The following is a 24,351-nucleotide window of genomic DNA, read 5'->3' on the forward strand; positions in this document are numbered from 1 at the left end:
GCCCACAAGCTCGCCGCCGCGGATCAGAGACGTTCGCTCCGCTCCCGTCTCGCCTTACTCGTCGACGAGCGTCACGTCCAACGCCTGCTCGATGCTGCGAACCGTCGACCCGCCGACGCCGGCTCGCGCGGCGCGCCCCTCCTCGACGGCGTGGATCTGCTCGGTCTCGACGCCGATCTCGTCCGCGAGTTCCTCGGCCGTCATCTCGGCGCCCTGCCGGGCCTCCGTGACGACCTCTCCGTACCCCTTCACGAGGTACGGGAGCCGGTCCTCCTCGTAGTCAGTCCCTTCCTCCTCCCAGTGGCGCGAGTCGCCGGTGGAGGCGTCCATCGCCTTCGCGACGTTCTGTGCCGCGCGCTTCTTTCGGTTCGGCTCCGACTGGTCGCGCGAGCCGCTGCCGCCGTCACCCCCGCGGCCACCCCCGCCGCGACCGGACCCGCCGCTTCGTGCGTCGTCGTCGTGGGGGGCGCAGTCGGAACAGACTAACAGCTCCGCGCCGGCGACGTTCGCGCGTGACAGCGTCGTGTCCTCGCGCCCGCACAGTTCGCACGCGTCGCCGGAGCCGCCGCCACCGCCGCTTCCGGTGGAGTACTTCGCCATGCCCCCTGCTACGTCCCCCGAGGGATAAAACCGTGTTCCGTCCGCCGGGCGGCGACAGCCTCGGCCATTTCCGTCCGCCGGACCGCGACAGCCCCGCCAGATCAGACGACCCGGTTCTCCAGTTCGAGGGCCGAGTCGTCCCCGGCGGCCAACCGCTCGACGTTCCCGGCGAGGATGTCGGCCACCCGCTCGAAGTACCGCGGCGTGTGCCCAGCGTTGTGCGGAGTGATCCGGGCGTCGTCGAGCCCCCACAGCGGGTGCTCTTCGGGGAGCGGCTCGGGGTCCGTCACGTCGAGGAACGCCCCGCGGATTTGGTTCCATCGCAGCGCATGCACCAGGTCGTCGGTGTCGACGACCGGCCCGCGGGCGATGTTCACGAGCGTCGCGTGCGGCGGGAGCGTCCGCAGCGCCTCCCGGTCGATCAACCCCTCGGTCGTGTCGGTCAGCGGGCACGCGAGCACGAGGTGGTCGGCGCGCGCGAGCACCTCGTGGAGGTCGTCGAACCCGAACACCTCGTCCACGGGACCGCCCTTCTCTGGCGTGTACCGGACGCCGAGCCGCTCGACGCCGAACGGCTCCAGCCGCTCGGCGACCGCAGTGCCGATGGCGCCGAGGCCGACGATCGCGACCGTCGAGTCGTACAGCTCCCGCGTCCGGTACGCGCGCCACTCGCGGCGGTCCTGCTGGCGGGTCGCCCGCCGGAAGTCGCGCGCGAGTGAGACGAGCGCGCCGATCACGTACTCCGAGATGTTCGGGGCGTGGACCCCCGAAGCGTTCGTGACGGCGACGCCGGCGTCCTCGAAGGCGTCCAGATCGAGGTGGCCGACGCCGGCGTAGACACCGGCGAACAGCCGCAGCGACGACGATCCGTCGAGAGCATCCTCGGCGGCGACGCCCTCGCCGGTGACGACGTCGGCGGTTCGGATCGCCTCGCGTTCCTCGTCCGGCGTCTCCGCGAGGACGACCTCGTGGTCGGGGAGTCGCTCGCGCAGCAGCTCGGCGTACTCCGCGGCGGGATGGCCGTGGATCTTCTGACGGGTGACGACGATGCGCATGCGCGCCGCCACGACCGGCCCCGACTTAACCGCGCCGACAGCGGCGGGCCGCACCGGGCTCGCGACACTCTGTAGCGCGACCCCGGAGTCGCCGCGAACGCGGTGCGGGGATCAGTCGTCGACGACCTCGTTCGCGAGCGTGCCGACGCCCTCGTAGGTGATCTCGACGGCGTCGCCCGGCTCGACCAGTCCGGGGTTGGCGGGGGATCCGAACGCGACGCAGTCGCCCGCGCGGAACCGGAAGCGCTTCGAGAGGAACGAGACGATCTCGTGGGGGTCGAACAGCATCAGCTCGGTGTTCGCCTCCTGTCGGCGCTCGCCGGCGACGTCGGTGTGCATGTCGATACCCGTGGGGTCCACGTCCGTCTCGATCCACGGCCCCAGCGGGCCGGACGCGGTGAACGCCTTGCGCGCGGTCCGCCCCTGCTGGTCGAGCGCGTCCACGTCGTTCATCACCGTGTACCCCCGGACGGCGTCTGACACCTCCTCGGGCGCGAGATCCGAACACGGCTCGTCGATAACGGCGACGAGTTCGCCCGCGTAGGTCAGTTCGTCGGTCCACCCGGGGTAGGGAATCGGGTCGCGGTGGCCGACGACCGCGTGCGGCGGCTTGATGAAGAAGTCCGGCTCGTCGGGGCGCTCGTAGTCCATCTGATCGAGCGTCGCGGCGAAGTTGCGGCCGACGCAAAACACCGCGTCCGGCTCGCAGGGTGCCAGCAGGTCCGCCTCGTCGACCGCGTACTCGCCGTCGTCGGTGACGAGTCTGCCGTCGCGGTACTCCCCCTGCCTGACGCCGTCTTCAGTGCGGGCGCGCGCGAGTCGCATGGTCGGTCGGTGCCGGCGAGATAGCAAGTAGCTCACGGTCGATCGGTCGAAGAGGGCTCGACCGATCGCCAGTCGTACGAAAGCCGACGCCGGGGAAAACACCTAATCCCCCCGCCCGATCCAGACCGTATGAGTTCTAGAACCGACACGACTGTCGAGGAAGCGATGTCGACTCCGCTCGAGACGATCGCGAAGGACGCGACGGTCCGAGAGGCCGCACGGCGGATGCGCGCGAAGAACATCAACGCGCTCGTCGTCGTGACCACGCCGCGCGCCATCGTCAGCAACACCGACGTCGTCGACGCCGTCGCCGAGGGCCGCGACGTCTCCTCGCTCCGGGTCGAAGACGTGATGACGACCGATGTCGAGACCGTCACGCCTGACCTCTACATGCAGGAGGTCGCCGAGATGATGACCACGTACGGCATCAAACACCTCCCCGTCGTCGACGGGGACTACGTCGGGATGATCTCGTCGACCGACGTCACCGCGTACCTCTCGTAGGCGTCGGCGAAGGCCGGTGGTTCGGCCGGAGAACCCCGACGGAAGCGTGCTCGCGGTCGGTCGTCCGATCGCCGTCGGCCGCTCAGTTCCCGACCTGCGTCGCGCGCTCGACGACTTCCTGGCCGTAGATATCGGCCAACTCCTCGTGCTGGTCCGGTCGGTGCTCGTACACGTCTTGGAACAGCGTGATCGGCGTCTGTGCTGCCTGATAGGTCGCCTCGTCCCACATGCGGTCCTTACTGAGGTCGATCTCGACCCCGTCGATCGACAGCGTTGCGGACTGCGTCATCGCGATCGCGCCCTTACCAGCTTCCTTGGCCGCCTCGAACTCCTCCATCGACTCGACGATGTCGTCCATGCTCGGGACGTAGGAGGTGCGGTCGAGCAGCGCCTCGCGGAGCTCGTCCCCGCCGAGCTCGCGCTCGTCGCCATCGATCGCGAGCACGTACGCGCCTCCCGACTCAGTGAGCGACACGTCGTCGCCGTCGTACACCTCGCGGCCGTCCTCGCTCGCGAGTTCGACGTCCTCGCCGCCGACCTCGAGCAGCCACGTGCCGGTCTTCGGCGGCAGCGGCTCCGTGTTCGCGATCTCGACCTGCTTGGGCGTGAGCGACCAGATGCCCGTCATCCCCTTCGCGCGGTTCGCCTCCATTCGCTCCTTGTACCCCTCCACGTCGCGGATGTTGTCGTACGGGCCGTCGACGGCGATGAGGCCGGCCGAGGAGGCCCCCTTGGAGGTGTTGTGTCGCAGTTCGGGCCACTCGGGCAGCTCGCCGGTCGGCGTCATCGCGCGCATGTCCTTCGTGTAGTCGACCTCGCCGTCGACGAGCAGGAACATGCGTTCGAGCGTGTTCGAGGGCTTGCCCATCTCGTCGCGCACGCGATTGAGGGCGATCTCGGCCTCGCCGGACTCGACGATCACCGACATCGAGAGACTCCCCTCCTCCAGTCCGTGCTCGGCCTCGATCATCTGGAAGCACTCGTCGGCCTTCTTCCAGTCGTCGATGTCGCCGACCTCCGGGATCACGAACCCGTCGATGTGGTCGACCGCGCCGTTCGCGGGGTCGGCGATCGCGCGCATGTATTCGAACCCCGCGAGGCGCTTTTCGGCGTCGTCGCGGTGCCAGACGACCCGCGGGTGGATCTCTCCGGGGAACTCCGCGCCGTGTTCGCCGACCACGTCGATGATGTTCTGCGCGCCCTCGTCTCGCATGGACGGCGCCGTCGCGTCCTCGTTGTCCGGCACCCACACGTCGGGCGCCTGGATACCGCGAAGCCCCGCGGCGCTTCGGATCATCTTCGCGGAGTCGTCCTCCCCCTGCACCGCCGTCGGCGACGTGAAGAACGTTCGAACGAATTCGCGCTCGTAATTGCGTTGCACACTCATGTCTACCGGTTTCACCGTCCCCCGGGACTATCATAAACGTTCGTTCTAAACACAGTATTGCCCGCTGTGGATACCCGTCGCCGCGGGGGCTGGTGAGCTACTCCAGCGGCTGGACCAGTTCGACGGTGTGCCCGTCGGGGTCCTTCAGAAACGCCGTTCGCGCGCCCGCCGCGGGTTGGTCGGCCGGTTCCTTCACGACGCCGTGGTGGTCGATGCGCTCGAACGCGGCGTCGACGTCGTCGACGGAGACGGCGAGGTGATCGTACGCGGTCCCCTCCTCGAACTCGTCGGCTCCCTCGGTGTCTGCCAACTGGAGTTCGACGCCGTTCCCGTCTGCGACGTAGAGGTTTCGCGTGTCTCCGTCGGGCGTCGTGAACTCCCACGAGCGCTCGAAGCCGAGGTTCTCCGCGTACCAGTCGGCCGCGCGCTCGGCGTCGGCGACGTTGAGACAGACGTGAATGAACGCCATGCGTGACACCCGCGCACCCACCGACATAACCGTTCGCGTCGATGCAACCGGGCGTCGGCGGGATATCGGCCACGATGGACTCGGTCGGGCCGACCGTCTGAGGGGGATCGAGCCGTCGGGTGGCAAATGTTGACAAAGGCCTTTTACACGATTGTTCCTTGGGATTGTCCATGGCAACGCACGACCCGGGGGCCGACCGCCGTTGGGATACGTCCGCCGCGTCGCTGGGACACGACCGGCCGGACGTGGAGGAGTACGCTGCGCTGGCCGCAGATCTCAGGGATCGGGTCGCGGGCGAGGTCCAGTTCGACGAGTACGCGCAGGTGTTGTACGCGACCGACGGCTCCATCTATCAGGCCGAGCCCGCGGGGGTCGTCTGCCCGCGCGACGCCGAGGACGTGGTCGCGACCCACGAGGTCGCCGCCGAGCACGGGGTGCCGGTGCTCCCGCGGGGGACCGGGTCGTCGTTGGCGGGGCAGACCGTAGGGCCCGGCTGCGTCGTGATCGACACCACCCGTCACATGGACGACATCGTCGATGTCGACAGCGAGGCGCAGGAGGCGACCGTCCAGCCGGGAGTCGTCCAGGACCACCTCGACGCCCGCCTCGCGGAGGAGGGGCTGAAGTTCGCCCCGGACCCCGCCTCCTCTGGGCGCGCCACCGTCGTGGGGGGGATCGGCAACAACTCCACTGGGGCGCACTCGGTGCGCTACGGAATCACCGACGCCTACACCGAGGAACTGGAGGTGGTGCTCGCCGAGGGGACCAGAATTCACACCCGCGAGGTCGTGCTCGGCTCCGACGAACACGAGGCGATCATCGAGGGCGGGGGGATCGAGGCGGAACTGTACCGCACCGTCGAGGGGCTCGTCGCGGAGAACGAGGCCGAGATCGACGAGAAGTACCCGAACCTCAAGCGCTCGGTGTCGGGGTACAACCTCCACAAGGTGATCGACGAGACCGACGACGGCGAGGAGGTGATCAACCTCAGCAAACTGTTCGTCGGCGCCGAGGGCACCCTCGGGACGATCGTCGAGGCGACCGTCTCGCTGGTCACGAAGCCCGAGGAGACGGCGCTGGCGCTGTACTGCTTCGACGACCTCGTCGACGCGATGGAGGCGGTGCCGGTCGCGCTGGAGTACCCCGTGAGCGCGGTGGAGCTGATGGACGACGAGGTGTTCAGGCTGGCCCGGGAGTCGACCGAGTACGCCCAGTACGAGGAACCGATCCCGGACGGCGCGGCGGCGGCGCTGATGCTGGAGTGGGACTCCGAGTTGGTCTCCCACTCGCCCGACGGCGAGTCGTCGGGCGAGGCGCCGGACTTCGAGGGTGCGATCGCCGACACCACCGCCGAGTTCGTGACCGACGGCGCGGCATTCGACGTGCTGGAGGCGTACGACGCGGACGAACAGGAGAAGCTCTGGAAGCTCCGCAAGGCTGCCATTCCCCTCTTGATGAGCCTGCAGGGCGACCCCAAGCCGTACCCGTTCATCGAGGATGCGACCGTGCCGCCCGAGGAGTTGGCCGAGTACGTCGGCGAGTTCGAGGAGGTGCTGGCCGACCACGACACCTCCGCCGCGTACTTCGCACACGCCGGCTCCGGGACCCTGCACATCCGACCGATCTTGAACCTGAAGCAGGGGGAGGGGATCGAGAAGATGCACTCGATCACCGACGACGTGACAGACCTCGTGCTCGACCACTTCGGCGCGTTCTCTGGCGAGCACGGCGACGGACTCGCGAGGACCGAGTTCAACCCGAAGATGTACGGCGAGGACCTGTGGGGCGCGTTTCAGGAGCTGAAGTCCGCATTCGATCCCGGCTGGCGGATGAACCCCGGAAAGGTCGTCTACGTCGACGGCGACACGGCCGGCGAGCGCGGCTACCCCGACTCAGCCGCCGACACCGACATGCGAGAGAACCTCCGGTACGGCGCCGACTATCGGTCGATCGAACCGCAGACGGCCATCGACTTCTCCGATGAGGGCGGCTTCTCGCATCTCGTCGAACTGTGTAACGGCTGCGGCACCTGCCGGGAGACCGAAGGCGACGTGATGTGCCCGACCTACCGGGCGTCGGGCGAGGAGATCCAGGCGACGCGAGGGCGCGCGAACATGCTCCGTGCGGCGATATCGGGGGAACTCTCCGAGGACGAGGTCCACTCGGACCGCTTCCAAGAGGAGGTGCTCGGCCTCTGCGTCGGCTGTAAGGGCTGCATGTCGGACTGTCCGACCGGCGTCGACCTGGCGAAGCTGAAGGCCGAGGTGAAACACGAACACCACGAGGAGGCGGGCGCGAGCCTGCGCGAGCGACTGTTCGCCAACATCGAGACGGCGAGTCGGATCGGCAGCGCGCTCGCGCCCGTCGCCAACGCGGCGACGAAGGTGCCCGGCGCGCGGACGGTGCTGGAGAAGACGCTCGGGATCGCTCGCGAGCGCGAACTGCCCACCTTCACGCTCGACACCTTCCGCACGCGCTGGGAACGCCGCGGCGGCGCGCAGGTGAGCGCCGCGGAGGCTGACGCGCGGGTCGTCCTGTTCCCGGACACCTACACGAACTACAGCACGCCCGACGCGGGGATGGCGGCCGTCGAAGTGCTGGAAGCCGCAAACGTCCACGTCCGCGTGCCCGACGACCTCGCGCCCTCCGGCCGGGCAGCCTTCTCCAGCGGCTTCCTCGAGAAGGCGCGCAAACGCGCCGCAGAGAACGTCGAGCGGCTCGAACCGTTCGTCGAGGAGGGGTACGCGGTCCTGTTCGTCGAACCGTCGGACGCGGTGATGTTCCAGGACGAGTACCTGGATCTCCTCGATGGCGACGCGGTCGAGTCGGTGTCGACCGCGAGCTACGGCGTGCTGGAGTACGTCGACACCGCCCGCCTCGACGAGGCAATCGCGTTCGAGACGGAGCCGGAGGCTGGCGAGTCGATCGCGTACCACGGCCACTGCAACCAGAAGTCGGTGAACACCGACCACCACGCGGTCGGCGTGCTCAGACGCGCGGGGTACGACGTCGACCCGCTGGACACCTCCTGTTGCGGGATGGCCGGGAGCTTCGGCTACGAGGCCGAACACTACGAGCTATCGAAGGCGATCGGGTCGATGCTGTTCGGGGCGGTCGACGAGAGTCCCGCCGACGCCGTCACAGCGCCGGGCGCCTCCTGTCGGTCGCAGTTAGGCGATCGGGAGGGGGCGAACGAACAGCCGCCTCACCCCATCGAGAAGGTGGCGAGGGCGCTGGCCGACTGACCCGTCCGGTCGCTACGGTCAGAATTCGCGGCCGCCCGGCTCAGATCCAGCCGTCGTTCGCCAGCAGTTCGCCGTTGAGGACGGACGCGCCGGCGGCGCCGCGGATCGTGTTGTGAGCGAGACAGTTGTACTTCACACCCGCCGGCGTCGACTGGACGCCGCCGGCGGCGATCTGCATCCCGTCGCCGCGCATCCGGTCCATCCGGGGCTGTGGGCGCTCGGGCTGGTCCTCGCCGAACACGTGAATGAGCTGCTCCGGCGAGGACGGCAGGTCTGCGCTCGGGAACGACTCCATCGCCGCCCCGACCGCTTCGGGGCTCGGAGCGTCGGCGAGTTCGGCGAAGACGTTCTCTAGATGTCCGTCGATCGTCGGGATCCGGTTGCAGGAGGCCGCGACCTCCGCCGAGTGGAGGCTGAGTTCGGCGCCGTCGAACGAGCCGAGGAGCTTGCGGCTCTCGGTCTCCATCTTCGCTTCTTCCCCGCCGATGTGGGGGATGGCGTTGTCGATGATCTCCATCGATGTGACGCCGTCGTAGCCGGCGCCCGACACCGCCTGCAGCGTCGACACCTGCGCGCGTTCGAGCCCGAACTCGTCGAGCGCCGCGAGCGTCGGCACCATCGTGATCGTCGAGCAGTTGGGGTTCTTCACGAGCGCGCCGTCCCAGCCGCGCTCGTCCCGCTGGACCTCGATCAGGTCGAGGTGGTCGGGATTGATCTCGGGGATCGTCAGCGGTACGTCTTCTGCCATGCGATCGTTCGAGGAGTTCGAGGAGACGACGTAGCCCGCCTCACAGAGGTCGGGTTCGATCTCCGCGGCGACGCCGGAGGGGAGCGACGAGAACAGCAGGTCCACGTCGTCGGGGATCTCGGCGGGGTTGGTCGCGCGGACCGTGATATCGCGCACCGACTCCGGGATCGCGGTGTCGAGGCGCCACTTGGCCGCCTCGCGGTACGGCTTCCCCGCGGAGGCGTCGCTTGCGGTCAGACACGCGATCTCGAACTGCGGGTGGCCGTCGAGCAGTTGGATGAACCGTTGGCCCACGGCGCCGGTGGCGCCGAGGATGCCGACTCGATGAGTCATTGTGTGCCGCTGTGTCACACGCGAATAAGACCCTTCGGATACGCGGGAGCGCGGCGAGGATTGCCGCGGTCACGGTCCGTTGCTCAGGGATCCGAGCCGCCGGGATTTCGTCGGATACTCGCCCGCGACGACGACGGATCGTCGGCCGTCGGGTCCGGTTCGCGTCCCCCGCGGACGGGAGCAGGCGTCGAGACTACTCCGTGGCCGCGTCGAACGCCGCCTGCAGGTCTGCCGTCATGTCGTCGACGTGTTCGACGCCGACGGAGACGCGGATGAGTCCGTCGGTGAGCCCGGCCGCCTCCCGCTCCTCCTCCGGGATGGCGGCGTGGGTCATCGCCGCGGGCTGCTCGATGAGGCTCTCGACGCCGCCGAGGCTCTCGGCGAGCGTGAACACCTCGGTCTCCTCGACGACGGTGCTGGCCTGCTCCAGCGTGCCGTCGAACTCGAACGAGAGCATGCCGCCGAAGTCGTCCATCTGCTCGGCCGCGAGGTCGTGCTGTGGGTGAGAGTCGAGCCCGGGGTAGTAGACGCGGTCGACCGCGTCGTGCTCGTCGAGCCACGCCGCCAGGTCGCGGGCGTTGTCGCAGTGGCGGTCCATCCGCACGGGGAGGGTCTTCGTCCCGCGGAGCACGAGGAAGCAGTCGAACGGCGACGGCGTCGCGCCCACGGAGTTCTGATAGAACCCGATCCGCTCGTCGAGGTCGGGGTCGTCGGTGACGAGCGCGCCGCCGACCACGTCGGAGTGGCCCCCGAGGTACTTCGTCAGCGAGTGCGAGACGATGTCAGCGCCGTGCTCCAGCGGCCGCTGAAGGTACGGCGTCGCGAACGTGTTGTCGACGGCACAAAGCGCGTCGTGCTCGCTGGCGATGTCCGCGAGCGCGTCGATGTCGTTGACGCGCATGAGCGGATTCGTCGGCGTTTCGACCCACAGAAGTTCCGTCTCCTCGCGCATCGCGTCGCGGACGGCGTCGTGGTCGGTGGTGTCGACGAAGTCGAACTCCAGGTCGTACTCCTCGTACACCTGCGTGAAGATGCGGTGGGTGCCGCCGTAGACGTCGTCGCCGGTGACGACGTGGTCTCCCGCCGAGAGCAGATTGAGCACGGTGTTGATCGCCCCCATGCCCGAGGAGAACGCGCGGCCGTACTCCCCGTTCTCCAGCGCCGCGAGGTTCGCTTCCAGGTCCGTCCGGGTGGGGTTGCCGGTGCGGCTGTACTCGTAGCCGCGGTGGTCGCCGGGGCCGTCCTGCTCGTACGTGGAGTTGGCGTAGATGGGCGTCATCAGCGCGCCCGTCTCGGGGTCGGGCTGTTGGCCCGCGTGGATCGCGGTCGTCTCGATTCGGAACCGGCTCTCGTCGGTGTCGCCGTCGTCGTCGCGGTCGGTCATACCGGGTCGACGGTTCCGGTCGGTGTGATTCTTGCCATTCCCGCGTCCGTCTACTCCGCGGGCAGACAGCGAACTCGTTCGGCCCGACGACCGAAGCCGTCCGGCCTGGAGTCTCGCCTCGTGCCGTCGTTGGGGGAATCACAAACACCTTGCCGTCCGGACCCCCAGCCACGGGTAACAGGTGATTTCGTGACCGAGAAACACGAGTACACGGACGACTATCCCGAGAAGACGCTGTACATCCCCGGGCCGACCGAGGTCCGCGAGGACGTGATCCAGGAGATGGCCCAGCCGGTGTTCGGCCACCGGATGGACCGGATGACGGACCTCTACACGACCATCGTCGAGGACACCAAGGAGTTCCTCGGCACCGACAACGAGGTGATGATCCTCACCGCTTCCGGGACGGAGTTCTGGGAGGCGTCGACGCTCAACCTCGTCGACGAGAACATCCTCGTCCCCACCTGCGGGAGTTTCAGCGAGCGTCACGCCAACGTCGCCGAGCGCCTCGGGAAGAACGTCGACCGCCTCGAGTACGAGTGGGGGGAGGCGATCAAGCCCCAGGACATCCGCGAGCACCTCGAAACGAGCGACACAGACTACGACGTGGTCGCGACCGTGATGAACGAGAGTTCGACCGGCGTCCGCAACCCGATCGAGGAGATCGGCGACGTAGTCGACGAGTACCCGGACACCTACTTCGTCGTCGACGCGGTCTCCGCGCTCGGCGGCGACTACGTCGACATCGACGCCCACGGCATCGACGTGATCTTCGCGTCGACGCAGAAGGCGTTCGCGATGCCGCCGGGCCTCGCGGTGTGTGTCGTCAGCGACGAGGCGTACGAGCGGGAGGTGCAGAAGGACTCCGCCTCGTGGTACGGCGGCTTCCAGCGCGCGCTCGACTACTACGACCGAAAGGGGCAGACTCACTCCACGCCCGCGATCCCGATCATGTTGGCCTACCGCAAACAGATGAAGTACATGCTGGAGGAGGGCCACGAGGGTCGCAGCGACCGTCACCGCGAGATGGCCGAGTACACCCGCGAGTGGGCGGGCGACCACTTCGACATGTTCCCCGAGGAGGGATACGAGTCGCAGACGGTCGCGTGCATCGAGAACAGCCGGGGGATCGACGTGGCGGCGACCATCGAGCAAGTGAGCGAGGAGTACGACATGGTCTTTTCGAACGGCTACGGCTCGCAGCTCGGCGAGAAGACGTTCCGCATCGGCCACATGGGAGAGCACGACGTAGAGTCGATCGTAGAGTTGACCGACGCCATCGAAGACGTAGCGGGCCTGTAACGGCACCGCTCGCGGCGACGCTCACCCCCTCGCCGTCCACGTACGGCAGGCAGACCAAAGCAGGCCGGCGGCCGATCCACTCGAGTCCACTGCTCGATGCGGCGACGACCGCCGTGTCACCCGTGATGCCGAGGGCAATACGCGCCACCGAACCGGGCAGTGTCAACAAAATCAACCGGAGCGGTCGGTGGTGCGCGCCGGCGCCGTCGCTCGCGACGTGGAGTGTCGCCCGGAACACTAACGAGCCGGCGTCATCCCGTGGCGGCGTGCCGCGTCGGCCGGTAAACCCTCGTGCCGGGCGTCCGCGATCGCGGCTCGCGGCGGGCCGTGTGTCGCGCGCCCGGGTTCTCCGCACCGTCATCGCACCCTGGCGGGTCTACTGGGGCGGGGACTAAAGGCGCGCAGACGCAGCTATGGGGTGGCGGTACAAACCGCTACCGGAGGAACGATGAGAGTCGGTCTCTGAGCGAGGAGTCGTCGCCCAACTTCAGGTAGAAGGCGTCGCCGCCGTCCTCGTAGTAGTTCTCGATTCGGCGGACGATCTGAAAGCCGATGTGCTCGTAGAAGTCCAGCGCCGCCTCGTTCGTCGTCCGCGCGTGACACGACACCGAGCGGTTTCCCTCGGCGACCTCGGCGACGAGTCGTTCCCCGTATCCACGCCCCCGAACCCGCGGTGCGATGGCGAGAAACAGGATGTAGCCGTCGCGGCGCGCGGCCGCGAAACCGGCGAGGTCGTCGTCCTCGACCAGGAGATGGCACTCCGCTCGCTTGTAGGCGTTCATGAAGAAGCCGCGCCGCTGCTTGAGGACGCCGTCGCGCTCGCGGATCTCTTCTTTCAGCGCCCAGGCGGCCTCGGCGTGGGCTGCGTCCCCGGGGGGGTCCATACGCTTCTCGACGTTGACGCTCACGCAGCAGGTACTACTGCTGAAGCGCATTTAACTCCACCGTCGCCGGGAATCTCCGCCGAACGTGCGCTCGCGAGTCCGTCCCGGGAGCAGCACCGTTTTTATTCCCGTCACCCGTTCGGAGTGGTTGTGTCGGATTGGTCCCCACGGCGATTCGGTGACTCGGTCTCCGGAACGGTTCGGAGCGCCTTCGTCACCGGAGTGGCAGTGGTTGTGCCGCTGTTACTCTCGCTCATCGTGCTCGCGGTCGCCAGCCGCTACGTGTACCAGTACCTCGACCTGTTCTCGACGCTGGTGCTCGATCTCAGCCCGGGTACCCGGTACGTCGCCTCCGTGGCTGAGGTCAGGATCTCCCTGACGAAGGAGACGCTCATCGAACTCCTCACGCCGGTCGTGTTGGCGTCGTTCATCCTCACGATCGGGCTGTTCATCAACGGGACGCGCTTCGGCGCGGTCGCGGTGGACTACTTCGACGCCGCGGTCGCACACGTGCCCGGGGTCGGCGCCGTCTACGAATCGTTCCGCCAGATGTCCGACGTGATGCTCAACGAGGACGCTCAGAACTTCCGCGACGTGAAGCTGGTGGAGTTCCCCCACGAAGGGGCGTATACGCTCGGCTTCCTCACGACAGAGACGCCGGACGCCCTCCGCGAACCGGCCGGACACGACCGGATGCTGACGCTGTTCTTGCCGCTTGCCCCCAACCCGGTGATGGGCGGGCACCTCGTCCACATGCCCGCCGACCGCGTGATGGACGTCGACATGACCGTCGAGGAGGGGCTCCGTGCAGTCGTCACCAGCGGTGTGGCGGTGTCTGGCGGATCAAGCGGATCCGGCGGAACCGATGCCGGACTCTCGGCCAAACAGCTCCGGACGCTCTCGCGCGTCGAACACGCGGATCAGCGGCTCGACCCCGAGGCCGACTCTCCGGACGTCCGACGCACCGACCCGGTGGCTGGTGACCGGGACGAGGAGTGGGACCGCCAAGTCGACCCGGCGCGGTCGGAAACTCCCGCGGATGTGGCTCGCAGAACCCGGGCCCAGCGGGAGCCGGAAACGCAGGACGAGAACGCGGACGTTGACGATCGACAGCCGTACTCGCTGTACGGAGACTCGGAGGCGACCTCGACGCCCGCACGCGAGGCGGGTCGCTACGCGGTGGAGTCCGATGAGACCGAAGCGGTTCCCGAGCGGGACGCCGACAGACCGGCAGCCGACCGCGCGGAGACCGAGGACACCCCCGAATCGGTATCGCAGAGCGGTGAGGGGGACCGGGGCGACCGAGCTGACGAGTAGGTTAACAGCCAGCGGCGCGAACGCGGCATCGAACCCGTGAGCGACGAACTCGACCGAACTCTCGATGCCGACGATCCGAGCGGGGCTGACGCCGGTTCCGACGCCCGTGGCCAATTCGAACTCCGTGAGCACACTGCAGACGTCGCCGTCGCGGCGACCGCGGACTCGCTGGGTGAGGTGTTCGCCGCCGTCGCGGAGGGGCTGACCGCGGCGATGTGCGATTCGGTCCCCGACACCGGCGACCGGTTCACAGTGCGGGTCCGGGCTGAGTCGCTGGAGGCGTTGTTGTTCGACTACCTCGACGAGTGCATCTACGAGCGGGATGTCCGCGGAGTACTACCGGTCGACCACCGAGCGACCGTTTGGCGGGAGGGAGCCGAGTGGGCAGTCGAAGCGAGCGCGCGCGGCGTCCCGCTGTCGGCCGTCACCGCACGCGACGTGAAGGCGGTGACGTACTCGGAGATGGACCTTGCGGAAACCGAGGACGGCTGGCGCGCGTACGTCGTCTTCGACGTGTGAGTACTGGCCTTCGAGGAGCCATGTGAGACGGTCACAGGATTTACCACCTGTGCGGCCCGCAACGGGAACGATGCGACTTCGTTCCCGGGAGTTCGCTACCGCGGTCGCCGCGCGGGTCGGTGCACTCGTCGCGCTTGTCGCAAGCGCGGCGGGCGTCGCCACCGCACACGTAGAGTACGTGACCGACGCGGAGAACGGCGACCCGGTCGCGTTCCTGGCGTCGGCGCTATCGGAGCCGATTGTTCTCCTCGCGCTCGGCGGCGGAGGCGCCGCCGTGATCGGAACGATGGCGGGGTACCTCCGCCTCCGACCGCTCCGAGCCGACGTGGCCGCCATCCGGAGAGCGCTCGTCGACTACGCGGACCTACTCCCCTGGCTGCTCCGGCTGAGCATCGGTCTGCCGATGGTCGGCGCCGGGTTCGCAGGGTACTTGTTCACGCCGCTCGTCACGACGGCCGACACCGCGGTTCCGATCCGACTGTTCGGCGTCGCCGTCGGGTTCGCGCTCCTGTTCGGCCTCGCGACGCGGTTCGTCGCGGGGGTCGCGCTGGCGTCGTACCTGGTCTTGCTCCCGCTCCACCCCTCGATGTTCTTCGCCTTCGAGTACGTCGCCGGCCTCCTCGCGATCGTCATCGTCGGCGGCGGTCGGCCGAGCGCCGACCACGTCATCGCCCGGATGGCGGCAAACGACGAGACGGTCTACTCCCGATTCGATCCGTTCTACCGTCGGCTCGCCGTCCCGGTCGAGCGGCTTGCCGACCCGTACCGCCGATTCGTTCCGACGGTGATCAGAGTGGGTATGGGCGTTGTCTTCGCGTACCTCGCGCTCGCGGAGAAGTTACTCGCGCCCGGGAAGGCCCTCGCGGTTGTCGAACAGTACGGGCTCTCGACGCTGGTCCCCGTGCCGCCTGAGCTGTGGGTACTCGGCGCCGCAGTCACAGAACTGTTCCTCGGCGTGCTCCTCGTCGTCGGCCTGTTCACGCGCGCCACCTCCGCCGCGGCGTTCGTCGTGTTTACCACCACGCTGTTCGGTCTCGCGGACGATCCCGTACTCGCGCACATCTCGCTGTTCGGGCTGGTGTCGGTGCTGCTCGTCACCGGCGCAGGGCCGTTCTCGATCGACACGGCCGTCTTCCGGTCGCCGAACGAGCGGGGCGCCCCCGAGATGGGGCCCGACGCTGTGCAGGCCGCCGCGTCCGAGTGAGACAGGGTGTCCAAGGCGTAAGGAGTCTGCGAGCGGTCTGGCGAGGCCGGGGCGACGCCGATCTCGAGAGCGGGGGGACGACGGAACCGACCGGTAGTAACGCTATTCCGTCCGCCGATTGGAGCTACGGCCATGACAGAGACAGCCGAGACCCGAGAGTACGACGGGATCGAACTCCGGAAGGTCCGGGAGTTCGTCTGGGAGATTCCCCAGGCGGGGGAGATGAACGCCCCGGCCCGCGTGCTCGCGAGCGACGCGCTCCTCGAACAGATCGCAGACGACAAGACGCTTCAGCAGCTCCGTAACGCGACACACCTGCCGGGGATCACGACGTACGCCGCGTGCATGCCCGACGGTCACCAGGGGTACGGCTTTCCCGTGGGCGGCGTCGGCGCGACTGACACCACCGACGGGTGTATTTCGCCCGGAGCGGTCGGGTACGACATCAACTGCGGCGTCCGGATGATCCGGACGGACCTCACCTACGACGACATCCGAGGCCACGAGGAGGAGCTCGTCGAGAGCCTCTTCGCGAACGTCCCCTCGGGGCTCGGCGGCGGCGGGATCGTCGACGGCGACGCCGACACCGTCGAAGCGGTGCTCGAACGTGGGATGGAGTGGGCGCTCGAGGAGGGGTACGCGACCGCAGACGACCTGGCTCACTGCGAGGACGAAGGCCGGCGGCCGGACGCGCGACCCGAGTTCGTCTCCCAAAAGGCGAAGGACCGCGGCCGGAACCAGCTCGGGAGCCTCGGCTCGGGGAACCACTTTCTCGAGGTCCAGCGCGTGACGGACGTATTCGACGAGGGCGTCGCCGACTCGTTCGGGCTCACCGAGGATCAGATCGTCGTCCTGATCCACTGCGGCTCGCGCGGCCTCGGCCACCAGGTGTGCACGGACTACCTCCGGGCGATCGAGAAGCGGCACGGCGACCTACTCGAACAGCTCCCCGACAAGGAGCTGGCGGCCGCGCCCGCCGGCTCAGAGTTGGCAGACGAGTACTACGGCGCCATGTGCGCGGCGATCAACTTCGCGTGGGTGAACCGGCAGCTCATCACCCACCGCACGCGCCGCGTGTTCGAGCGGGTGTTCCGCGCGGACGCCGACGAACTCGGGATGGAGCTCTTGTACGACGTCGCGCACAACATCGCGAAACGGGAGGTCCACGAGGTCGGCATCGACGCCGACGGCACCGCTGTTCCCACTGAGGACGCAGTCGACCACGAGGAGCGGGAACTGTACGTCCACCGCAAGGGGGCGACGCGCGCGTTCCCGGCCGGACGAGAGGAAGTGCCCGCCGCCTACCGCGACGTGGGGCAGCCGGTGATCATCCCCGGGAGCATGGGGGCCGGCAGCTACGTACTCGTCGGCGGCGACGAGTCGCTCGCGCAGACCTTCGGCTCGACGGCCCACGGCGCCGGACGCGTAATGAGTCGAACGGCCGCAAAGCAGGAGTACTGGGGGGAGACTGTTCAGGACGAACTCCGCGATCAGGACCACATCTACGTGAAGGCGCAGTCGGGGGCAACGGTCGCCGAGGAGGCGCCCGGCGTGTACAAGGACGTCGACGAGGTCGTCCGCGTGAGCGACGCGCTCGGCATCGGCGACAAGGTCGCGCGCACCTTCCCCGTCTGCAACATCAAGGGGTGACCGCGCCGCCGGGGGCCGGCCGTCGCGGTGCGCGGCTCGCGGTGACGGGGCAGACAGGCGACGCGGCGACCGCTCGCGGCGCGCTGCGTCGCACACCCGCGGACGCGCCGCGTCCGTCGTCAGGACACGGCGACGGTGGCCCCGTCATCCGTCAAGAAGATTCGCCTCGGCTGCCGGCGGGATGCGCGTGTCGGCGCCTCAGTAGAACCCGCCGGTGGGGCCGGACGGACCGTCGGAGCCGCCGGGTCCACGCGGTCCCGTCGGTCCGCGACCCTCCGCGAGTTCGACCCGCTCACCGTCGGTGTCGACGCGTCGCGGGTCGATCTCGCGACCGTCCTCGAATCGGATGAACGAGAGGTAGAATCGCTCTCCGCAGCCCTCGGCGGCGTCGTCTGCCGGCGGCGGGGCCTCGCCACAGACGAGCGCGACGCCGTCGGCAGCGCCGTTCTCGAACGGCTCGCCGGGCGCGGCGTACTCCCACCCCTCGAACGGGTACGGTGTGACGGCCTTGTCCGACAGGTAGCCGTCGCGCTCCAGTTCGACGAGGGTTCCACAGTGGGGACAGTAGTAGGTGACCGGGTAGCTCATACCCGGAGGGAGGGGCCGACGGCACTTGCCTCCGTCGGCGGTTGGCGCTGGGAGCGCGGAGTTCAAGCCCCCGGCCCACGAGTCAGGATCTAATGACACCCGAGGAGACGGTTGGGTCGTACTACGACGCCCTCCGCGCGGGCGACGCGCTCGCGCCGTTTTTCGTCGAGTCGCCGGCGACCGTGAAAGCGGGGATCAGCGAACGGCTCGTGGGGTACGCCGAGATCGCAAACGCCCTGCGCGAGCAGACGCGCACGACCGAGGACTGGGTCGTCGAGAGCAGCGATCTTGAGGTCGTCGAACGCGACGGAGGCGCCGCGGTCGCGGACGCGGTGTCGCTGTCGTGGTACGACGCCGAGGCGTTCGCCGACCGCTCGTTCGAGACGCGCTGGAGCGGGACGCTGCTCCCGAGCGACGAGGGGTGGGCCTTCGCGGGGATGCACGTCTCGGCTGCGACTGACCTCGACGAGGGCGTCGATCGCTGATGGTCGGTCCGAGCATCACGAAGGAGAAGCGCGACGCGACGAACCGGCGGCTCAAGATCGGGTTGGTTCTCCTGATCGGGCTCTCCGGCGGACTCGTGTCGCTCCAGGCGGACCCGACGCCCGCGCAGATCGCCGCCGCAGTCGGCGTCTCGCTCGGCATCGGAGCGGGCCTGACGTGGTTCGTCGTTCGGACGCTCAAAGAGTTCTCGCCGAAGCGGTAACCGGTCCGACGCATCGAGGATCGGTCGGCGACTACGCGATCCGCTGGACCCAGGCGTCGGGGTCGTCGAGTTCCGCGTCGGTCGGGAGGTTCTCCGGTCGCTCCCACACCAAGGAGGCGGTTCGGAGATCCCTCCGGTCCGCGACGGCCGCGAAGAACGCAGCACCCCTCTCGTACTGTCGCCGCTTCATGCCGAAGCCTAGCAGTCGCTTGAACAGGTTTGTGATGGGGTCGCCGCCTTGCCGGCGCGCGTCGAGTTTGGCACGCAAGTCGTCGTACTCGTCGTCGAACGCGCGGTCCATGAGGAGCTCGGCGTACCCCTCGACGGCCGTCATCGCCGTGTTAAGTTCGGCGAAGGAGTCCATCGGACCGGTGCCGTCGCGACCGGGACGGGCGAGTTCGAGCAGCGACGACTCGTCGGTGACGGAGGCGATTCCGTCTTCGAGGCGGGCCTCGAGATACCCCGGCAGCCACGGCGCCGCCGCGAACTCCGCGGCGTGAGCGACCTCGTGGAACGCGATCCAGCGGCGGAACCGCGGGTAGCCGACGTTCAGGTCGATCGCCGCCTGCTGGATGTTCGGCCGAACGAAGTAGAGCCCGTGATCCTCGGGCTCGGCCTCCGCGAGCAACAGCGGGTCGTACTGTCCGAGGACGTTGCGCGCGAGGAACGCGACCGTCACGGCCATCGTACCGGTGTTCAGCGAGCGGGCGACGCCCGGAACGACACCGCCGCCGGTCGCGGTGTCCTCCAGCGGGCGAAGCACCCGCCTGAAGGTGTCGACGTTCGCGTCGATCCAGTGATGGCGGTGCTGCACCTCGATACTACCGGGGAGATCGAAGTCGACGCCCGAGGCTTCTCGGAGCCCGTCGCGGGCGGCGCGCACGTCGTCGGCGAACGCCGCGCGCTCTGCCGGCTCTATCCGGAGGTCGCCCGGCTCACAGCCGCCTTTGGCCGCCTCCGCGACGGCGTCCCAATCGATGGCGCCGTCGGAGGCGTCGGCCGCGTCGGCGATCGCGCGGACGCTCCGCGAGAGATCCATACGAGACCTGCGCCGTCCGGCGGGATAGGCCTTCCCCCGGTCTCGAACGGGCCCGACCGCCGGTCCGCGCTGGTACGGTTCGGGCGATTTAAGAGCGCTCCGCGGTCCGATCGGAGCATGCAACGAGTCGACGTCGCCGTCATCGGCGGCGGACCGGCGGGATCGGCCGCCGCACACGCCGCCGCCTCCCGCGGGGCCGACGCCCTCGTCTTTGAGAAGGGCGTTCCACGGGAGGATCGCGACCGCCTCGGCCCGGACTCGACGGACGCCGCCGGGATCTTAGACTACTGGGTGGACATCATGGGGATCCACCCCGACGAGTTCCCCGAGGGCGTCATCCAAGACGAACTCGACCGCGCGGAGTTCGTCGGCCCCAACGAGGCGTGTACCCTCCGCTCGACCGGCATCGAATCGAGCTACGACAGCTTCGGCTACACGATGCACCGGGCGCGCTTCGACGACTTCATGCGCGACCGCGCGGAGGACGCCGGCGCCGAGTACCGCGTCGAGGCATCCGTGAAGGACGTGCAGACGGACCTGTCCGCGGGTGTCGGCGGCGACGACCCCCGACACGTGGTGTCGATCGCCGGCGGCGACGAGGTCGGCGCCGACTTCCTCGTGCTCGCGGACGGTCCCCAGCGGACGGTGACGAACCGCGTCCTCGACCGATTCCTCCCAGAGGGTCACAAGGCCTCCGAGCGGCTGGCCTCGACGAGAGCGAACCACATCGCCTATCAGGAGTACCGGGAGTTCCCGCAGGAAGTGTACGACGAGGTCGACGGCGCGATAACGTTCTGGTGGGGCGTCATGCCCGGCCACACCGCCTATCCGTGGGTGTTCCCGAACGCCGACCGCGTCTGTCGCGTCGGGCTGACGATGCCCATCGGCTTGGACCTGGACGAGGTCGAAGACAGAGAGCAGTACGAACTCATCCGCGAGGACGACGAGCGAGTTCCGTCGGGCAAGGAGTACGTCCGCCGGATCCTCGAGCGCGAGTGGGGCGACGAGTACGACATCGAGGAGGACTTCCCGCTCGTCGAGGACGCCGGCAAGCGGAAGGGGACGGAGACGTACCCGATCTCCTCGACGAACCCGATCGAGAGCCCCGTCGAGGCCGGGGTTTGCGTCGCCGGGGGCGCGATGGGGACCACGAGCGCGTTCCACGAGGGCGGCGACCACGTCGCCGTCCGAACGGGCGCCATCGCCGGCGAGTTGGCCGCCGGGGGTGACGTGAGCGACTACAACGAGCGCTGGCACGAGGCGATCGGCGACGAACTGCTTCGCAACGTCGCGCTCGCGGAGCTGTGTCGCGGCTACGGCCCCGACGACTGGGACGACACGTTCCAGATCGGCCGGGAGATGCTCGCCGGAGAGAAGGGACTCGGGATGTTCGAACAGAAGTTCGGCGCGGGCTGGGGCGCAGCGAAGCTCCTCCTCCGCTACCAGTGGATCAAGTGGCGGCACCGCGACGGGCGGTACGTCCAGTTGACCGAAGACGAGTACGCGTACTGAGTCGCGGCGTCGGCGGCGTCGACGGTCGCAGCGCGTTCCGCTCGGCGCTCACATCCCCATGTCCTCGGCGTCCTCCGGCACGGGGAGGTCGTGAACCGCGACGCCCAGCAGCTCGGCGACGTGGTCGAGCGCCATGTCGAACCCGTAGTAGCGCTCGAGTTCGTCGCCGGCGGCGCCGCCGTCGCGGACCTTCAACATCGCGTACCCCTCCACGTTCTGCGCCACGGCCGCGTGACGGCCGTCGCGCTCGAACGTCACCAGGCGCTCTGCGTCGGTCTCCTCGTACGTCGCGGTGATGCCGTCGGCCTCGGCGGTGCTCATATGCGTGCATGGGACGGCGGGTACTCGGCGGTTGCGGTTGCAGTCGCGGTCGACCGAGTCGCGGGCGCCCCAGCGGTCGGGGGCGCCCGCAACCCGGAGCAGCCGCTCGCTGTCGGTCTCGAATACGAGATGAATGGCGGACGGACCGGAGTTGCCCGGGGGTTCCACCGTGGGGAATCCCGGTCGCTGACTCCGCCCCGCGACCCGACGAGCGACGGACGTTCGGTGGTGGGCTGCTCGCTTCCGCGCCTGACCCGGTTCCACCGACGAACCGAGGGAGAACACCCCTGCGGGTGCGTCCCGGCGGACCGTCGTCCCCGGCGGACGAGGCTTCTCCGTCAGCTTCCGAGGCCCGCGGTGGGCGCCTCGGACGCGTCCGGCGTTCGGTCCCCGCTAAAGACTCTATTGCGGGAGACGAGCAGGGCCTAACTGCCCGACCTAGTCCATCGCGAGGTAGTCCGGTGCGACTTAAGGGCCTTGCGGTCCGGCCTGCGGGACCGACGCGAGAATCGACAGCCGGCGGTCAGACACCGCGTAGTCCCTGGGCGTTCGGTCCCGGGACGCCGTCTCGACTGCGACCCGTCACACGACCGCCTTCGCGAACGCGCCAGCGCTGAGGGGGACGATCGCAGCGACGCCGACGACGAGCCAGCGGTGCCAGAGGATCCACGTCGCTGACTGCGGGAACGAGTAGAGGTTCTGCACGTCGACAGCCAGCGCCCATCCGACAGCGAGCGCGAGCAGGCCGAGGCCGGCCACGAGCGCGACGCCCGCGACGGTGCTGGCCGGGCGGCGCTCTTGGCGCCCCGAGAGGAAGACCACGACGAGGAGGACCGCGAGAAACGCGATCCCCGCGGCGCCGACGGTGCCGGAGGCGTAGTAGACGCCCAGTCCCGTTCCGGCGCCCGTGATGAGGACGAACGGCGCGGCCAACACGGCAAGCAGCGCGAGGCAGGCGGCGACGCCCGCGGCGGGCGCGGAGTCGGCGAGGGTCATGCGACCGGATACCCGTCCGGCGCGTACTTAACGCCCGGCGATCCGTCGCGCACGAGGCGGACGAGCGTCGAGGTCAGACCCCCATTCGAGTCGACTGAAGGGGAACGCCGAAGTGGTCTCCCGCGGAGGGGCAGGTATGGAAGACGTCGCAATCGTCGGCGCGTCGATGACCCAGTTCGGGCAGCGCGACGCGTGGATCCAGGAGCTACTGGCGGAAGCCGGCCAGGCGTGTCTCGAAGACGCCGGCGTCTCGGCCGACGCCGTCGAGCACCTGTACGTTTCGAACATGGCTAGCGGGGAGTTCGAGGGACAGACGGGCGTGCCGAACGCCCTCGCACACGACCTGCAGGCGGTGCCGGCGTACACCGCCCGCATCGACCAGACCTCCTCGTCGGGCGGCGCTGGTATCTACGCGGCCTGGCAGTCGGTCGCCTCCGGCGCCTCCGACATGACGCTACTCGTCGGCGGCGAGAAGATGACCCACCGGACGACCGCGGAGGCGACCGACGTGATCGCGTCGCTTACGCACCCCTGCGAGTACAAACACGGCCTCACGCTCCCGAGTTTCGCGGGCCTCACGGCGCGGTTGTACCTCGACACCTACGACGCCCCGCGCGAGAGCCTCGGGAAGGTCGCCGTGAAGAACCACAAAAACGGCGTCGACAACCCCCACGCGCAGTTCCGGAAGGAGGTCGACCTCGACACGGTGCTCGACTCGCCCGTCGTCGCCGACCCGCTGCGCTTGTACGACTTCTGCCCGATCACCGACGGGTCGGCTGCGCTCATGTTCTGTCCGGTCTCCGTCGCCGAGGAGCACGCCGACGAGTACGTTCGCGTCTCCGGTATCGGCGGCGCGACCGACACCCACGTCGTCCACGAGCGTTCGGATCCGACGACGATGCGCGGCGTCGTCGAGTCGAGCGATCGAGCCTACGAGATGGCCGACCTGTCCCCCGAAGACGTGGACGTGGCGGAACTGCACGACATGTTCACCATCCTCGAGTTCCTCCAGTTCGAGGACCTCGGCTTCGCCGAGAAGGGCGAGGGCTGGAAGGCTATCGAGGAGGGACGCACCGAACGCGACGGCGAGTTGCCGATCAACACCTCCGGCGGCCTGAAGTCGAAGGGGCACCCGCTGGGCGCCTCCGGCGTCGCGCAGGCGTACGAGATCGTCCAACAGCTTCGAGGCGAAGCCGGGAAGCGGCAGGTCGACGCGGATGTCGGACTCGCCTGCAACGTCGGCGGGTTCGGGAACTGCGTTACCACCGCCATCTTCGAGGGGGTGGACGCATGAGCGACGAGTGCGAGGGCGAGCAGGGCGAGCCCTCAATGCGAGCAGGGAATGAAACGACCCGCGAGACCGCGGTCGCCGACGGCGGCGACGACGACGCGCCCGCGTTCGAGGCCGCCCGCTACCCGGACGGCTCGATCACGTACCCGAGTCACCCGGTCGGTCCGGGCGGCGAGGCGCCCGTCGAGACGGTCGACCTCAGCGAGTACACAGCGGAGGTCGTCACGTGGACCACGTCGACGGCGACGCCGCCGGGCGTTCGCGAGCCGAACCACGTCGCGATCGTCGAGTTCGACGTGGACGGCGAGCCCGTGCGTGCGATCGGTCAGGCGACGACGGGCGACCTCGAGCGGGGCGACGAGGTGGAGCCGGTGTACTGCGATCAACTGCGCGACCCCGAGGCCGGCATCCGCGAGCCCGCGAGCCAGGAGTGGGACGGCTTCCGGTTTCGCCCCGTCGAGTGACCGGAGTG

The 24,351-nt window shown here is 68.8% G+C and carries 24 protein-coding genes and 1 other RNA gene; 12 read left to right on the forward strand and 13 right to left on the reverse strand.

Annotation, left to right across the window (positions count from 1 at the left end; translation table 11 throughout):
* Positions 1 to 54: 54 nt before the first annotated feature.
* The 3 genes from P0Y41_RS02105 to P0Y41_RS02115 all read right to left on the reverse strand — a co-directional run bounded on the left by P0Y41_RS02105 (position 55) and on the right by P0Y41_RS02115 (position 2,480).
* Positions 55 to 600 carry a helix-turn-helix domain-containing protein gene (locus P0Y41_RS02105; protein ID WP_284062359.1) on the reverse strand — a complete coding sequence of 182 codons (546 nt, stop codon included), beginning with the start codon at positions 598 to 600 and terminating at the stop codon, positions 55 to 57.
* Positions 601 to 701: 101 nt separating this feature from the next.
* On the reverse strand, positions 702 to 1,655 hold the full coding sequence (locus tag P0Y41_RS02110; protein ID WP_284062360.1) for a D-2-hydroxyacid dehydrogenase: 954 nt from the start codon (positions 1,653 to 1,655) through the stop codon (positions 702 to 704).
* Positions 1,656 to 1,766: 111 nt separating this feature from the next.
* Positions 1,767 to 2,480 (reverse strand): fumarylacetoacetate hydrolase family protein, encoded by a 714-nt coding sequence (locus P0Y41_RS02115; RefSeq protein ID WP_284062361.1) that lies wholly within the window; start codon positions 2,478 to 2,480, stop codon positions 1,767 to 1,769.
* Positions 2,481 to 2,609: 129 nt separating this feature from the next.
* Between P0Y41_RS02115 and P0Y41_RS02120 the strand changes: the two genes are divergently transcribed.
* Positions 2,610 to 2,984 (forward strand): CBS domain-containing protein, encoded by a 375-nt coding sequence (locus tag P0Y41_RS02120; RefSeq protein WP_284062362.1) that lies wholly within the window; start codon positions 2,610 to 2,612, stop codon positions 2,982 to 2,984.
* A gap of 82 nt (positions 2,985 to 3,066) precedes the next feature.
* On the opposite strand, the gene aceB is transcribed toward P0Y41_RS02120, so the two are convergent.
* Positions 3,067 to 4,371, reverse strand: a complete 1,305-nt coding sequence (gene aceB, locus P0Y41_RS02125; protein WP_284062363.1) for a malate synthase AceB — start codon at positions 4,369 to 4,371, stop codon at positions 3,067 to 3,069.
* A 97-nt stretch (positions 4,372 to 4,468) separates the two neighbouring features.
* Complete coding sequence (locus P0Y41_RS02130) at positions 4,469 to 4,840, reverse strand: VOC family protein (RefSeq protein WP_284062364.1); 372 nt, start codon at positions 4,838 to 4,840, stop codon at positions 4,469 to 4,471.
* 170 nt (positions 4,841 to 5,010) lie between these two features.
* Here P0Y41_RS02130 and P0Y41_RS02135 point away from each other — a divergent pair, with 170 nt between their 5' ends.
* Positions 5,011 to 8,085 (forward strand): FAD-binding and (Fe-S)-binding domain-containing protein, encoded by a 3,075-nt coding sequence (locus P0Y41_RS02135; RefSeq protein WP_284062365.1) that lies wholly within the window; start codon positions 5,011 to 5,013, stop codon positions 8,083 to 8,085.
* 40 nt (positions 8,086 to 8,125) lie between these two features.
* Here P0Y41_RS02135 and asd read toward each other — a convergent pair whose 3' ends face one another.
* Positions 8,126 to 9,166 (reverse strand): aspartate-semialdehyde dehydrogenase, encoded by a 1,041-nt coding sequence (asd, locus tag P0Y41_RS02140; RefSeq protein WP_284062366.1) that lies wholly within the window; start codon positions 9,164 to 9,166, stop codon positions 8,126 to 8,128.
* 193 nt (positions 9,167 to 9,359) lie between these two features.
* Entirely contained in the window at positions 9,360 to 10,550 is a 1,191-nt protein-coding gene (locus P0Y41_RS02145) for a cystathionine gamma-synthase (RefSeq protein ID WP_284062367.1), read from the reverse strand.
* A 189-nt stretch (positions 10,551 to 10,739) separates the two neighbouring features.
* Between P0Y41_RS02145 and P0Y41_RS02150 the strand changes: the two genes are divergently transcribed.
* Entirely contained in the window at positions 10,740 to 11,852 is a 1,113-nt protein-coding gene (locus tag P0Y41_RS02150; protein ID WP_284062368.1) for a pyridoxal-phosphate-dependent aminotransferase family protein, read from the forward strand.
* 434 nt (positions 11,853 to 12,286) lie between these two features.
* Here the strand turns inward: P0Y41_RS02150 and P0Y41_RS02155 are convergent, their stop codons facing one another.
* Positions 12,287 to 12,760, reverse strand: a complete 474-nt coding sequence (locus tag P0Y41_RS02155; RefSeq protein ID WP_284062369.1) for a GNAT family N-acetyltransferase — start codon at positions 12,758 to 12,760, stop codon at positions 12,287 to 12,289.
* Between the two features lie 210 nt (positions 12,761 to 12,970).
* Here P0Y41_RS02155 and P0Y41_RS02160 point away from each other — a divergent pair, with 210 nt between their 5' ends.
* From P0Y41_RS02160 to P0Y41_RS02175, 4 genes are all read left to right on the forward strand, one after another.
* A complete protein-coding gene (locus P0Y41_RS02160; RefSeq protein ID WP_284062370.1) occupies positions 12,971 to 14,053 on the forward strand; it encodes a DUF502 domain-containing protein in 1,083 nt (360 codons plus the stop codon).
* 168 nt (positions 14,054 to 14,221) lie between these two features.
* Complete coding sequence (locus P0Y41_RS02165; RefSeq protein ID WP_284063442.1) at positions 14,222 to 14,572, forward strand: archease; 351 nt, start codon at positions 14,222 to 14,224, stop codon at positions 14,570 to 14,572.
* Between the two features lie 70 nt (positions 14,573 to 14,642).
* Positions 14,643 to 15,776: a DoxX family protein gene (locus P0Y41_RS02170; protein WP_284062371.1), complete on the forward strand. Its 1,134-nt coding sequence runs from the start codon at positions 14,643 to 14,645 to the stop codon at positions 15,774 to 15,776.
* A 132-nt stretch (positions 15,777 to 15,908) separates the two neighbouring features.
* The gene (locus P0Y41_RS02175) at positions 15,909 to 17,426 is read left to right on the forward strand and encodes an RtcB family protein (RefSeq protein WP_284062372.1); all 1,518 of its coding nucleotides are present in this window, start codon (positions 15,909 to 15,911) and stop codon (positions 17,424 to 17,426) included.
* 198 nt (positions 17,427 to 17,624) lie between these two features.
* Here the strand turns inward: P0Y41_RS02175 and P0Y41_RS02180 are convergent, their stop codons facing one another.
* Positions 17,625 to 18,014 carry a DUF7969 family protein gene (locus P0Y41_RS02180; RefSeq protein WP_284062373.1) on the reverse strand — a complete coding sequence of 130 codons (390 nt, stop codon included), beginning with the start codon at positions 18,012 to 18,014 and terminating at the stop codon, positions 17,625 to 17,627.
* A gap of 92 nt (positions 18,015 to 18,106) precedes the next feature.
* On the opposite strand from P0Y41_RS02180, the gene P0Y41_RS02185 reads away from it, so the two are divergent.
* Both P0Y41_RS02185 and P0Y41_RS02190 read left to right on the forward strand, forming a co-directional pair.
* Positions 18,107 to 18,499 carry a nuclear transport factor 2 family protein gene (locus P0Y41_RS02185; protein ID WP_284062374.1) on the forward strand — a complete coding sequence of 131 codons (393 nt, stop codon included), beginning with the start codon at positions 18,107 to 18,109 and terminating at the stop codon, positions 18,497 to 18,499.
* The gene (locus P0Y41_RS02190) at positions 18,499 to 18,720 is read left to right on the forward strand and encodes a DUF8527 family protein (protein ID WP_284062375.1); all 222 of its coding nucleotides are present in this window, start codon (positions 18,499 to 18,501) and stop codon (positions 18,718 to 18,720) included. Before P0Y41_RS02185 ends, P0Y41_RS02190 begins: the two co-directional genes overlap by 1 nt.
* A 31-nt stretch (positions 18,721 to 18,751) precedes the next feature.
* Here the strand turns inward: P0Y41_RS02190 and P0Y41_RS02195 are convergent, their stop codons facing one another.
* Positions 18,752 to 19,759 (reverse strand): zinc-dependent metalloprotease, encoded by a 1,008-nt coding sequence (locus P0Y41_RS02195; protein WP_284062376.1) that lies wholly within the window; start codon positions 19,757 to 19,759, stop codon positions 18,752 to 18,754.
* Between the two features lie 117 nt (positions 19,760 to 19,876).
* Here P0Y41_RS02195 and P0Y41_RS02200 point away from each other — a divergent pair, with 117 nt between their 5' ends.
* Positions 19,877 to 21,271, forward strand: coding sequence for an NAD(P)/FAD-dependent oxidoreductase (locus P0Y41_RS02200; RefSeq protein ID WP_284062377.1), 1,395 nt, complete (start codon positions 19,877 to 19,879; stop codon positions 21,269 to 21,271).
* Between the two features lie 48 nt (positions 21,272 to 21,319).
* On the opposite strand, the gene P0Y41_RS02205 is transcribed toward P0Y41_RS02200, so the two are convergent.
* The 3 genes from P0Y41_RS02205 to P0Y41_RS02215 all read right to left on the reverse strand — a co-directional run bounded on the left by P0Y41_RS02205 (position 21,320) and on the right by P0Y41_RS02215 (position 22,588).
* Entirely contained in the window at positions 21,320 to 21,592 is a 273-nt protein-coding gene (locus tag P0Y41_RS02205; protein ID WP_284062378.1) for a DUF7111 family protein, read from the reverse strand.
* Between the two features lie 134 nt (positions 21,593 to 21,726).
* Positions 21,727 to 22,041, reverse strand: an RNA gene (ffs, locus tag P0Y41_RS02210) — signal recognition particle sRNA.
* A 133-nt stretch (positions 22,042 to 22,174) separates the two neighbouring features.
* On the reverse strand, positions 22,175 to 22,588 hold the full coding sequence (locus P0Y41_RS02215) for a DUF7548 family protein (RefSeq protein ID WP_284062379.1): 414 nt from the start codon (positions 22,586 to 22,588) through the stop codon (positions 22,175 to 22,177).
* A 136-nt stretch (positions 22,589 to 22,724) separates the two neighbouring features.
* Between P0Y41_RS02215 and P0Y41_RS02220 the strand changes: the two genes are divergently transcribed.
* Both P0Y41_RS02220 and P0Y41_RS02225 read left to right on the forward strand, forming a co-directional pair.
* Positions 22,725 to 23,882 carry a thiolase family protein gene (locus tag P0Y41_RS02220; protein ID WP_284062380.1) on the forward strand — a complete coding sequence of 386 codons (1,158 nt, stop codon included), beginning with the start codon at positions 22,725 to 22,727 and terminating at the stop codon, positions 23,880 to 23,882.
* A gap of 35 nt (positions 23,883 to 23,917) precedes the next feature.
* A complete protein-coding gene (locus tag P0Y41_RS02225; protein ID WP_284063319.1) occupies positions 23,918 to 24,343 on the forward strand; it encodes a PhlB family protein in 426 nt (141 codons plus the stop codon).
* Positions 24,344 to 24,351: the final 8 nt, after the last annotated feature.

The organism is Halobaculum halobium (genome assembly GCF_030127145.1).
In the GTDB taxonomy this organism is placed as follows: Archaea; Halobacteriota; Halobacteria; order Halobacteriales; family Haloferacaceae; genus Halobaculum; species Halobaculum halobium.